Annotated in this window: 11 protein-coding genes and 1 tRNA gene; 3 read left to right on the top strand and 9 right to left on the bottom strand. The window is 71.5% G+C overall.

What is annotated here, in order from left to right; all coding sequences use genetic code 11:
- Positions 1 to 79: 79 nt before the first annotated feature.
- The gene (locus tag ACGFZS_RS45235) at positions 80 to 697 is read left to right on the top strand and encodes a MerR family transcriptional regulator (RefSeq protein WP_365694176.1); all 618 of its coding nucleotides are present in this window, start codon (positions 80 to 82) and stop codon (positions 695 to 697) included.
- A 3-nt stretch (positions 698 to 700) separates the two neighbouring features.
- Here the strand turns inward: ACGFZS_RS45235 and ACGFZS_RS45230 are convergent, their stop codons facing one another.
- The gene (locus ACGFZS_RS45230) at positions 701 to 1504 is read right to left on the bottom strand and encodes an exodeoxyribonuclease III (protein WP_393800072.1); all 804 of its coding nucleotides are present in this window, start codon (positions 1502 to 1504) and stop codon (positions 701 to 703) included.
- 79 nt (positions 1505 to 1583) lie between these two features.
- On the opposite strand from ACGFZS_RS45230, the gene ACGFZS_RS45225 reads away from it, so the two are divergent.
- Positions 1584 to 2072, top strand: a complete 489-nt coding sequence (locus ACGFZS_RS45225) for a GNAT family N-acetyltransferase (RefSeq protein WP_393800071.1) — start codon at positions 1584 to 1586, stop codon at positions 2070 to 2072.
- A 131-nt stretch (positions 2073 to 2203) separates the two neighbouring features.
- On the opposite strand, the gene ACGFZS_RS45220 is transcribed toward ACGFZS_RS45225, so the two are convergent.
- The 7 genes from ACGFZS_RS45220 to galU all read right to left on the bottom strand — a co-directional run bounded on the left by ACGFZS_RS45220 (position 2204) and on the right by galU (position 8007).
- Positions 2204 to 2277 (bottom strand) — tRNA-Ala (locus tag ACGFZS_RS45220).
- Positions 2278 to 2379: 102 nt separating this feature from the next.
- Positions 2380 to 3762: a gephyrin-like molybdotransferase receptor GlpR gene (glpR, locus tag ACGFZS_RS45215; protein WP_393800070.1), complete on the bottom strand. Its 1383-nt coding sequence runs from the start codon at positions 3760 to 3762 to the stop codon at positions 2380 to 2382.
- Positions 3763 to 3958: 196 nt separating this feature from the next.
- Positions 3959 to 4582, bottom strand: coding sequence for a GNAT family protein (locus tag ACGFZS_RS45210; protein WP_359223067.1), 624 nt, complete (start codon positions 4580 to 4582; stop codon positions 3959 to 3961).
- 20 nt (positions 4583 to 4602) lie between these two features.
- Entirely contained in the window at positions 4603 to 5139 is a 537-nt protein-coding gene (locus ACGFZS_RS45205) for a molybdenum cofactor biosynthesis protein B (protein WP_393800069.1), read from the bottom strand.
- The gene (gene moaC, locus ACGFZS_RS45200) at positions 5136 to 5648 is read right to left on the bottom strand and encodes a cyclic pyranopterin monophosphate synthase MoaC (protein ID WP_359223071.1); all 513 of its coding nucleotides are present in this window, start codon (positions 5646 to 5648) and stop codon (positions 5136 to 5138) included. The genes ACGFZS_RS45205 and moaC overlap by 4 nt, the downstream gene beginning before the upstream one ends.
- A 128-nt stretch (positions 5649 to 5776) precedes the next feature.
- Complete coding sequence (gene glp / locus ACGFZS_RS45195) at positions 5777 to 7099, bottom strand: gephyrin-like molybdotransferase Glp (RefSeq protein WP_393800068.1); 1323 nt, start codon at positions 7097 to 7099, stop codon at positions 5777 to 5779.
- Positions 7096 to 8007: a UTP--glucose-1-phosphate uridylyltransferase GalU gene (gene galU, locus ACGFZS_RS45190; RefSeq protein WP_365694107.1), complete on the bottom strand. Its 912-nt coding sequence runs from the start codon at positions 8005 to 8007 to the stop codon at positions 7096 to 7098. Before galU ends, glp begins: the two co-directional genes overlap by 4 nt.
- A gap of 79 nt (positions 8008 to 8086) precedes the next feature.
- Here galU and ACGFZS_RS45185 point away from each other — a divergent pair, with 79 nt between their 5' ends.
- Positions 8087 to 8722, top strand: a complete 636-nt coding sequence (locus tag ACGFZS_RS45185) for a 5-formyltetrahydrofolate cyclo-ligase (protein WP_393800067.1) — start codon at positions 8087 to 8089, stop codon at positions 8720 to 8722.
- 70 nt (positions 8723 to 8792) lie between these two features.
- Here ACGFZS_RS45185 and ACGFZS_RS45180 read toward each other — a convergent pair whose 3' ends face one another.
- Positions 8793 to 11555, bottom strand: a complete 2763-nt coding sequence (locus tag ACGFZS_RS45180; RefSeq protein ID WP_393800066.1) for a penicillin acylase family protein — start codon at positions 11553 to 11555, stop codon at positions 8793 to 8795.
- Positions 11556 to 11713: the final 158 nt, after the last annotated feature.

The raw sequence follows: 11713 nt of genomic DNA, 5'->3' as shown, positions 1-11713 counted from the left end.
GAAAGTTACCGGCGGTACAACATAGGCTTCGCCCGTGGCAGACGACGCAGAACCCCTGGCGGGCCCTCGCGAGTACCGCATGGCGGAGCTGGCCGGGCTGGCCGGCATCACCGTGCGCACCCTGCGCTTCTACCGCGAACGCAAGCTGCTCGCGCCGCCGCGCCGCGAGGGCCGTATCGCCTGGTACGACGACCATCACCTGGCCCGGCTGCGCACGATCGCGGCGCTCCTGGAGCGCGGTCACACGCTCAGCGGCATCGCGGAGCTGGCCGAGGCGCTCGACCACGGCCGTGACGTCGCCGATCTCCTGGGGATCGAGCCGACGGAGGAGGAGCCGGTCCGCCTCACCCCGGAGGAACTCGCCGCCCGCTTCGAGGGCCAGGTCACCACGGAGAACCTGGCGGCCGCCCTCGATCTCGGCTACCTGGGCACCGACGGCGACCGCATCGTCCACGTCAGCCGCCGGCTTCTCGACGTCTCCTCCGCCCTGGTCCGCGAGGGCATCCCGCTGGCCGAGGTCCTGGAGGCGGGCGCCCGCGTCCGCGAGCACGCCGACGCCCTCGCCGAACTCTTCGCCCAGCTCGTCCTCCGCCACGGCCCCGAGGAGGACATGGCCCGCCTGCGCCCGCTCGCCCGCAGCGTCGTGGAGGCGGAGGTCTCCCTGGCCATGGACCGCCGGCTGCGCAAGCGGCCGTGACGGTCAGAGGTCGTACACGACGGTGACCGGCGCGTGGTCGGACCACCGCTCGGCATGCGTGGCCGCCCGCTCCACGAACCCCTTCACCGCCTTGCCCGCGAGCCCGCGGGTGGCCATCTGGTAGTCGATGCGCCATCCAGAATCGTTGTCAAAAGCCCGCCCCCGGTACGACCACCAGGTGTACGGCCCCTCGACCTCCGGATGCAGGGTGCGTACGACGTCCACGTAGCCGCCGTCGGCCGGGTCCAGGACGCTGCCGAGCCACTCGCGTTCCTCCGGCAGGAAGCCGGAGTTCTTGGTGTTGCCGCGCCAGTTCTTCAGGTCGGCCTGCTGGTGGGCGATGTTCCAGTCGCCGCAGACGACGACCTCGCGCCCGTCGGCGGCGGCCCGCTCGCGCAGGTCCTTGAGGTGGGCGAGGAACTCACCCATGAAGCGGACCTTCTCGTCCTGCCGCTCGGTGCCGACCTCCCCGGAGGGGAGATAGAGGGAGACGACGGTCACACCGGGCAGGTCGGCCTCGACATAGCGGCCGCTCGTGTCGAACTCGTCCGAGCCGAAGCCGATGCGTACCCGGTCCGGCTCACGCCGGGTGTACAGGGAGACGCCCGCGCGCCCCTTGGCCGCCGCGGGGGCGTGCACGACATGCCAGCCGCCGGGCGCGCGCACCTCTTCCGGGAGCTGCTGCGGCTCCGCGCGCACCTCCTGCAGGCAGATCACGTCCGCCGAGGTCTGCGCGAGCCACTCCACGAAGCCCTTCTTCGCGGCGGCCCGCAGTCCGTTCACATTCACCGAGGTCACAGTCAGCACCCGGGCACGATACCGGCACACTGGACGGAGTCCCGATGCCCACCGCGTTCATCGCCTGCACGAATATACGATGCCTCACATGAATATACGTCGCGTTGCCTTCGACCACCCCGACGCCGTCAAGCTGAACGACGAGGTCCAGGCCGAGTACCAGCTGCGCTACGGCGACGGCGGCGACGCCACCGTCCTCGACACGGCCGACTTCGAACCGCCGAACGGCGTCTACCTGATCGCGTACGACGCGGCCGACCGCCCCGTGGCCACCGGCGGCTGGCGCAGCCAGGACGCGAACGGCGAGGGCAACGAGGACGGCGACGCCGAGCTCAAGCGCATGTTCGTCGTCGAGGCGATGCGCGGCCGGGGCCTCGCCCGCCGGATGCTCACCGCCCTGGAGGACGACGCCCGCGCGGCCGGCCGGCTGCGGATGGTCCTGGAGACGGGCACCAAGCAGCCGGAGGCCATCGCCCTCTACGCCTCCAGCGGCTACGCGCCGTGCACCAAGTTCGGCTACTACCGCCACTACGAGTCGAGCCGCTGCTACGCGAAGCCCCTGCGGGCGGCTCAGTAGCCCGCGTCCGGCCCGCGTCCGGCCCCAACTGCCGCCCCGGACCGACCGGGTGGCCGCGCGCTCGCCGGCCACCCGGGGTGAACGACAGAGATCCCGGCGATCATCATGATCGCCGGGATCTCATCGTGCAGTGGACCTGTGGGGATTTGAACCCCAGACCCCCTCGATGCGAACGAGGTGCGCTACCGGACTGCGCCACAGGCCCTTGCAACGAGTGAAACTCTAGCATCCTCGTCGGGGTGCTTGGAAATCCGTTCCCTGACTGGTCAGGACCCGGGTTCCGGCGGCGCCTCGCGCCGCCGTGGGGTCACTCGTTGGCCGCGCGCGGGCGCTCGCCTTCCTCGTACTGGTCGAACAGGGGCGTACGGCCGCGCTCGCGCGCCCGGCGGGCGGAGGCGGCGCGGCGGGCGTCCGTGCGGCCGTCCGCCGACCTGTCGTCGGCCTCGGCGGCCGGCTCCTCCTCGGCCTCCGGCGCCACCGGCTTCGCCTCCTGCTCGGGGGCGACGGAACTGGACCGCGCCGAACTCCACGCGTCGGGCGCCCCGAGGTCCACGTCGGAGGTGGCGCGCGGCGCGACCGGGGCGGTCACGTACGTCGGCAGGGGCACCGGCACCGGGTCCCAGCTGTCCCCGTGCCCGGGCCGCCGCTGCCGCTCGCGCTGCTGGTCGACCCACTCGGCGTGGTCGGTCTGCTCGACGAGGGCGCGCCGGTCGGCGGCGAGCGCGGACAGGCCGGGGTCGGTGTCGGCCGCTGGTCCCTCGTCCGGTTCGTCGCTCACGGCACCCGGGTCGAGGGGCGCGCGCCGCCTCGGCTGGCGCTCCCGCAACCGCTGCGCGGCGACCTCGGCCTGCCGCCGGTCCATCTGGTAGGCGAAGCGACGGCGCTCCTGCACCCGCAGATAGGCGATGTACCCGCTGAGCATGACGGCGGGGACACCCGGCGCCCAGAGGAACGCGAGTCCCCCGACGGCGGCGACGATCGCGCCCATCGTGAAGGCGATGAAGAGCATCACGGTGGTACGCCGACGGCGCGCGAGCACCTTCGAGCGCCGGGCGCGCGCCGCGGATGCCTGCGCGGAGGCGGAGGTCGTGCGCCGCGCCGCCGGAACCTGCTTGCGCGCGGGTTCGGAGCCCGGCTTGGAGGCGGGACCGGAGCCCGACTTGGGTGCGGGACCGGAGGCCGGCTTAGGGGCGGGACCGGAGGCCGGCTTAGGGGCGGGACCGGAGCCCGGTGCGGAGGCGGATGCCGGGGCCGGGGTGGGGACGGATGCCGAGGCGGGCGCGCCGCCCGGCTGACGTGCCGGTGCGGACGGGGACTTGGCCGCCGGCGGGACCGTCTGGTCGCGCGCCGGTTCCTGACGCCCGGGCGCCTCCGGTTCCCGCTCCGCCCTGACGTCCGCCCGGACCTGACGGCGGGTCGGGGTCATGGCGAAGGCCCGGACGTCCACCGAGTCGGTGACGACGTCCGGTCCGTCGGCGTCCTGCTCCCCCTCCGAGGCGGAGCGCGCCCTTAGGTCCCTGGCGTACCGGCGCTCCATCCCCGCCCGTCCGGACAGCAGCCGGATGGCGGTGCTGAAGCGTTCCGTCGGACGGGCCTCGTTCAGCTCGTCCTGCCTACGGAGCCACATCGGCACCAAGTAGGCGGCCCAGGCCCCGACAATGACTGCGTAGATGAGGCCGCTGCTGCTCACGCCTCACACGGTAGAGGGGTTTGCGTGGGGCCATCTGCCAATTGCGCCGGTGTGTCGCACGATCCGGCTGATATTTCGAGCTTTTTTTGTGACCGATGCGATCAGCAGGCCGCCGAAGCCGGGAATTCAATGCCCTGAGACGGTCATCGAACGATCAATTTCGAACATGTATTCAATTTTCCCGGCGCGGCGACGACTAGGCGGGATTCCCCGGGGTGTTCTGCGGGTTCCGCGGGGAGCGGGCCCGCTGCCAGCGGGCGAGGAGCCCCTCGGGCACCTCTTCCGCGGTGAGGGCGTAGACGAGGTGGTCGCGCCAGGCGCCGTCGATGTGGAGATAACGCGGCCGCAGCCCCTCCTCGCGGAATCCGAGTTTCTCCACGACGCGGCGGCTGGGCCGGTTCTCGGGGCGAATGCAGACCTCGATGCGGTGCAGACCAACGGTGCGGAAACAGTGGTCCACCACGAGCGCCACCGCGGTCGGCATCACCCCGCGGCCGGCCACGCCCTGGTCCACCCAGTAGCCGACGTGCCCCGAGCACATCGACCCCCAGGTGATCCCGGCGACCGTCAACTGCCCGACCAGCCGCCCCTGGTACTCGATGACGAACGGCAGCATCCGGCCCGAGTTCGCCTCGGACCGCAGATGGCGGACCATCTGCCGGTAGGTCGGCCGGTGCGCGATCGGCCCGCTGGGCGTGGGCGGCGGGATGGTCGCCTCCCAGGGGCGCAGCCAGTCCCGGTTGCGCCGGTTGACCTCGCGCCAGGGCCGCTGGTCGCGCAGCCTTATGGGCCGGAGGACGACATCGCCGTCCACCAGCACGACGGGCCAGGACGGGCTGTTCAGCTCGCACCCCCACTGCTCGGCCCGGGGTGGTCGCCGCCGCGGATCTGGTCGACGGCGTGCGCCAGCAGCGGTTCCAGGACGGCCAGGCCGTCCCGCACCCCGCCGGTGGACCCCGGAAGGTTGACGATCAGTGTCCGGCCCGCCACCCCGGCCAGACCCCGGGAGAGCGCGGCGGTGGGCACCTTCTCCCGGCCGAACGCCCGGACGGCCTCGGCGATGCCCGGCACCTCGTAGTCGAGCACCGCGCGGGTGGCCTCGGGGGTGCGGTCGGTGGGCGAAACGCCGGTGCCGCCGGTGGTGACGACGACGTCGTACCCGGCCTCGACACCCGCGCGCAGCGCGGCCGCCACGGGATCCCCGTCGGGGACGACCCGCGGCCCGTCCACGGTGAACCCGAAGCCCTCCAGACCGGCCGCGATCAGCGGGCCGCCCCGGTCCTCGTAGACCCCGGCGGCGGCGCGGTTGGAGGCGGTCACGACCAGCGCGCGGTACGGCGCGCGCGGCGCGTCGCCGGCGGACGGCCCGGCGTTCACGCCCGGCTCCAGTCGCCCGACTTGCCGCCCGTCTTCTCCTCCACGCGTACGTCCGTGATGACCGCTCCCTTGTCGACCGCCTTGACCATGTCGATCACGGTGAGCGCGGCGACGGAGACCGCGGTGAGGGCCTCCATCTCGACGCCCGTACGGTCCGTCGTCCGCACGGTGGCCGCGATCTCCACGGCGTCGTCCGCGACCGACAGATCCAGTTTCACACCCGAGACCGACAAGGGGTGGCACAGCGGGATCAGATCCGGGGTGCGTTTGGCGCCCATGATGCCCGCGATGCGCGCGGTGGCGAGCGCGTCGCCCTTGGGGACGCCCTCTCCGCGCAGCAGCTCGACCACGCGGGGCGAGACGAGGACGCGTCCGCTGGCGCGGGCGGTGCGCGCGGTCACGTCCTTGCCGGACACGTCGACCATGCGGGCGGCGCCCGCGTCGTCGATGTGCGTCAGTCGGTCTGGTGCCAAGGGTCCGGGGGTCTCCCCCCGGAAGGGCTCAGTCATGCTGTGTGGCGCTCCCGGTCCGGGCCCGTCGCGGTGCGGCGCTCGGGCCTGCTGTGCGCGACACGGTACCGCCAAGCCGGCGCCCGCCACCGGGCAGGACCGCCGGTGGGCGGGTCCGCGTGCCCGCGTCAGCCGAGCAGGACGACCTCGACCTCGGTGCCGGGCTCGACGGACTCCACGTCCTCGGGTACGACGATCAGCGCGTCGGCGTGGGCCAGGGCCGCGATCAGGTGGGAGCCGGCGCCGCCGACGGCGGTCACCTCGCCGTCGGCGTACGTCCCGCGCAGGAACTGCCGGCGCCCCTTCGGCGAGCTCAGCGCCTTGTCCGACCGGAGGGTCGCCCTGGTGCGGGGCCGGTGGACGTCCTGGAGGCCCATCAGGGTGCGGACGGCGGGGCGGACGAACAGCTCGAAGGAGACGTACGACGACACGGGGTTGCCGGGCAGGGCCAGCAGCGGCGTGTGGTCGGGGCCGACGGAGCCGAAGCCCTGGGGCTTGCCGGGCTGCATGGCGAGCTTGCGGAACTCGACGCCGCCGCCCGCCTCGTCCTCGTCGCCGACGTGCGCCAGCGCCTCCTTGACGACGTCGTACGCCCCCACGCTCACCCCGCCGGTGGTGACCAGCAGGTCGGCGCGGACGAGCTGGTCCTCGATGGTGGAGCGGAGGGTGTCGGCGTCGTCGACGACGGCGCCCACCCGGTAGGCGATGGCGCCCGCGTCCCGGGCGGCGGCGGTGAGGGCGAAGCTGTTGGAGTCGTGGATCTGGCCGCTGCCCAGTTCCTCACCCGGCTGGACGAGTTCGCTGCCGGTGGACATGACGACCACCCGCGGGCGGGGACGCACGCGTACCGTGCCGCGGCCGATCGCGGCGAGCAGCGCGATCTGCGGCGGGCCGAGGACGGTGCCGGCCTCCAGCGCGCGGTCGCCCGCGCGGACGTCGCTGCCCTTCGCGCGCACGTGCGCGCGTGCCTCCGCCGGACGGTGCACGCGCACCTGCCCGGCGGCGCCCTCGGGGGCGAGGCTGCGCGCCCGCATCCCGTCGACCGGTCCCCCGCCGAGCCCGCCGTCGGTCCACTCGACCGGGACGACGGCCTCGGCGCCGGGCGGCAGCGGGGCGCCGGTCATGATCCGGGCGGCCTGACCGGGGCCGACCGGGGTGAGTTCCGCCGCGCCCGCCGCGACGTCCCCGACGACCTCCAGGGCGGCCGGGAACTCCTCGCTGGCGCCCGCCACGTCCGCGACCCTTACCGCGTACCCGTCCATGGAGCTGTTGTCGAACGGGGGCAGCGAGAGCGGCACCATGACGTCGTCGACCAGGACGCAGCCCTGGGCGTCGAGGAGTTGCAGCTCGATGGGCTCCAGGGGGCGGACGGTGGTGAGGATGTCCTCCAGGTGCTCGTCCACCGACCACAGGCGGTCCTGGCCGGCGGGGCGGGTCGCGGCGCTGCTCAACTCTGCTGCATCTCCTCGGCTACGTAACTGCGAAGCCAGGTCCGGAAGTCCGGGCCCAGGTCTTCACGTTCGCACGCGAGTCTGACAATGGCACGCAGGTAGTCGCCACGGTCGCCGGTGTCATAGCGGCGGCCCCGGAAGACGACGCCGTGCACCGGGCCGCCGACCTTCTCGTCCTGGGCGAGCTGCTGGAGGGCGTCGGTGAGCTGGATCTCGCCGCCGCGGCCCGGCTCGGTGCGCCGCAGTATGTCGAAGACGTGCGGGTCGAGGACGTAGCGGCCGATGACCGCGTAGGTGGACGGGGCGTCCGCCGGGTCGGGCTTCTCGACCAGGCCGGTCACCTTGACGACGTCGCCGTCGGCGGTGGTCTCCACGGCCGCGCAGCCGTAGAGGTGGATCTGCTCGGGGGCGACCTCCATGAGCGCGATCACGCTGCCGCCGTGCCGCTCCTGGACCTCGATCATGCGCTGCAGCAGCGGGTCGCGGGGGTCGATCAGGTCGTCGCCGAGCAGGACGGCGAAGGGCTCGTGGCCCACGTGCGGGGCCGCGCACAGCACGGCGTGGCCGAGGCCCTTGGGGTCGCCCTGGCGTACGTAGTGCATGGTGGCCAGGTCGCTGGACTCCTGGACCTTGGCGAGCCGGCCGGCGTCGCCCTTCTTCTGAAGCGCCGACTCCAGCTCGTAGTTGCGGTCGAAGTGGTCCTCCAGAGGACGCTTGTTGCGTCCGGTGATCATGAGGACGTCGTCGAGCCCCGCCGACGCGGCCTCCTCGACCACGTACTGGATCGCGGGCTTGTCGACGACCGGCAGCATCTCCTTGGGAGTGGCCTTGGTGGCCGGCAGGAACCGGGTGCCGAGACCTGCTGCGGGGATGACAGCCTTGCTGATCCTGGGGTGCGACTGAGTCATGTCCGCAACCTTATCCGGTGCCTTTGTGAAGAATCTGAGGCTCCGGTTAATTGGCACTCATATGACCACATTGGAAAGGATGCGGGGACGACCTGTGCAGCACAGTGAACCCGGGGGCGAGACTGACAAGCGAACGTTGCGGCGAGAATGCGCCGGGGTGAGGAACAGGTTGACGACGGATGTCGTCAGGGAGGCGGCCGACGCGCTGGCCGCGCACGCGCTGGAACTGCCCGAGGTGGCCAGGGCACACACGGTGGCGGCCTACGTCTCCGTGGGGAGCGAGCCGGGCACGCTCCCGCTGCTGGACGCCCTGTTCACCCGGGGGGTGCGCGTCCTGCTCCCCGCGCTCCTGCCCGACCACGACCTGGACTGGGGCGCGTACGCCGGGGAGGGCTCCCTGGCGCGCGTCCAACACGGCGGAAAAATGGCGCTGTTCGAACCCTGTGGTGAACGCCTGGGTCCGGACGCCGTGCTCGCCGCCGACGTCGTCCTGCTGCCGGGGCTCGCGGTGGACACGCGCGGGATGCGGCTGGGGCGCGGCGGAGGGTCGTACGACCGTGTGCTGGCCCGTCTGGAGGGCGCGGGCGCGCACCCCGCGCTCGTGGTGCTGCTGTACGACACGGAGGTGGTCGATCGGGTGCCCGCGGAGGCGCACGACCGGCCGGTCCAGGCGGTGGTGACGCCGTCGGGCGTCCGCCGGTTCGTGAGCCCCTGAGCCGCTCTCGCGCGAAACGGCCCTCCACGCACGCGTGGAGGGCCGTTCCGGCGGTGCGTGCCGGTCCGCCTCAGGGCTTGAGGACGAGGGTGTCGCTGGTGCTGTCGTCGACCGCCTTGTCCGAGAACGACCACGAGAGCAGCTCGCCGTCGGCCCACTTGCCCGTCTGGTCCGTGTAGTGGGCGCTGAAGGCGTGGCCGGAGGCCCCGGTGAGGTTGATCCACTTGGACTTGTCGAGGTCGTCGAGGTTGACGACCATCCGCATGGAGGGGACCCAGACGACGCCGTAGCCGCCGGCCGCGTTCCAGCCGGTCGCGTTGACCGTGGCCTCGCCGCCGCTGAGCTTCCAGGGGCCCCGGTTGAGGACGTACTGGATGATGCTCGGGCCGTCGGTGCCGAGGGTCTGGTTCTTCAGGAACAGGCGGTGCAGCCGGCCCCAGCTCCAGGTGTCGATGTCCTTGCCGAGCTTGGCGGTCAGCTCCCAGCGGGCGTCGACCATGGCGCGCCGGAACAGCTCGTTCATGTTGTCGGCCTTGTTGCGGTCGCCCGCGCCGGCCGGCGTCTTCCACCAGTCGCTGTTCGGCTGGTCCATGAGGGTGCGGACCACCTCGAACCAGCGGTCGCCGCCGTCCGGCTGGGCCTGGTCGGCGTCGCGCTCGCCGCACTCGCGCACCTTGGTGTCGTCGTCGACCGGGCCGGTGCTGTCGATCTTGTCGACCCACAGGCACTGGCCCTTGACCCGCAGCTCCTTGGGCAGCTTGTTGCCGAAGGCGAGCTTGAGGATGTTGCGCCAGACCGCGTTGAAGTAGGCGGCGGCCGCGGAGTCGGCGTCCTGGGTGTAGTCCCAGCCCTCCAGGAGCTTCTGCGCGTCCCGGACGTCCTTGTCGTCCAGGTTGATCTTCAGCAGCTTGGGCACCAGCAGCTTGGCGATCTCGCTGCTGTTGTCCGTCTGCATCTGGCGCATGTCGTCCGTGGAGATCTTGCCGCCGTCCTTGATCTTCGACTCGATCAGGTCGGTGATGCGCTGGCTGCGGGTGCCGTAGCCCCAGTCCGTGGTGAGCGTGTAGGGGTACTTGTCCTTGTCGATCACGGCCTGGTTGGCGGTGACGATGTAGCCGCGCTCCGGGTTGTACTCGTAGGGCAGCTCGTCCTGCTTGATGTACCCGGTCCACTTGTACTTGGGGTCCCAGCCCGGTGCCGGGATGGAGCCGTCGTCGGCAGAGGAGCGGGTGGGGATCTTGCCGGGCAGCGTGTAGCCGATGTTGTTCTTGGTGTCGGCGTAGATCAGGTTCTGCGAGGGCACGTCGAACTGGGCGGCCGCGGCGCGGAAGCTGTTCCAGTCGCTCGCCTTGTCGAGGGCGAAGACGGCGTCCATGGTGGTGCCCGCGTCCAGGGCGGTCCACTTCAGGGCGATGCCGTAGCCGTCGCCGCGGTCGGGTGCCGCGGTGTCGACGCTCGCCTTCTTGCCGACCTGGACGAGCTCGTCGTCACGGTCGGACAGCAGGGGCATCCCGTCGGCGGTCTGCCGTACGACGATCTTCTTCGAGGTGCCGCCGGCGACCTTGATGGTCTCCTCGCGGGTCGTGAAGGGCTTGGTCCTGCCGTTGTACAGGTAGCCGTCGCCGGAGAGCTTCTCCAGGTAGAGGTCGGTGACGTCGACACCGGAGTTGGTCATGCCCCAGGCGATGTCGCCGTTGTGGCCGATGACCACGCCGGGCATGCCCGCGAAGGTGTAACCGGTGACGTCGTACTGGCACTTGCTGGAGACCGTGGTGCAGTGCAGGCCCATCTGGTACCAGACGGAGGGCAGCGAGGCCGACAGGTGCGGGTCGTTGGCGAGCAGCGGCTTGCCGGTGATGGTGTACTTGCCCGCGACGACCCAGGAGTTGGAGCCGATGCCCTGGCCGTTCACGCCGACGGCCGTGGGGACGTCGTCCAGGACGTTGTAGAGGCCCGCCAGCTGGCTCGTGAGCGCCGAACCGGTGGACGACGAGGTCGTGGCGCCGCTCGTGCCCGTGGAGGTCCCGGAGCCGCTTGTGGAGCCGCTCTGCTGGAACGTCCTGGTGAGCTCGTCGTACTGGCCCTCCTGGACGATCGCCTTGTTGCGGCTGTACGGGTAGTCCGGGTAGAGGTCCTTGATCTGCTGCGGGCCCAGGCGGCTGGTCATCAGGGCGCGGTCGATCTCGTCCTGCATGTTGCCGCGCAGGTCCCAGGCCATCGCCTTCAGCCAGGAGACCGAGTCGACGGGGGTCCACTGCTCGGGCTTGTAGTCGTTGGTGAACCCGAGGGCCGCGTACTCCAGGGAGATGTCCTTGCCGTCCTTGCCGGCGAGGTAGGCGTTGACCCCCTTGGAGTAGGCCTGGAGGTAGTTCTTCGTGGAGTCCGACAGCTTGGTGTCGTACTCCTCCTTGGCGACCCGGTCCCAGCCCAGCGTGCGCAGGAACTCGTCGTTCTTCACCTGGCCCTTGCCGAACATCTCCGACAGGCGCCCGGAGGTCATGTGCCGGCGCACGTCCATCTCGTAGAACCGGTCCTGCGCCTGGACGTAGCCCTGCGCCATGAACAGGTCCGCGTCGGTGGAGGCGTAGATCTGCGGGATGCCGTAGCCGTCCCGCTTCACGGTCACGGGTCCGGACAGGCCCTTGAGCGTGATCGAACCCTTGGTCTGCGGGAAGGACGCGCGGACCGTGCTGATCGACCAGTAGGCCCCGAAGGCGATGCCGCCGATGACGGCAAGGACCAGCACCAACACGACGAGTCGGGCTTTGCGCCCCTTCTTCCTGCCGGACTTGCCAGGCTTGTCACCCGATGTGGCGGTGGTGTTGGGGGGCATCGCTGTCCTTGCTGTCCTAACGCGAGCGGCAGGCGGGCTTGTGCATTTGACTGAGCGCTGGAGCAACCATAGGCGCAGGGCCCCACGGCACTTGACCCGGAGTGGGGAACCGGCGGGCACGGGCGTTCGATCTTGCCGCGCGAAGCGTCAAGAAAGCG

The organism is Streptomyces sp. NPDC048288 (genome assembly GCF_043201555.1).
Lineage (GTDB): Bacteria > Actinomycetota > Actinomycetes > Streptomycetales > Streptomycetaceae > Streptomyces.
The sequence above is the reverse complement of the archived record's forward strand: the minus strand, read 5'-3'. Positions and strand labels throughout refer to the sequence as shown.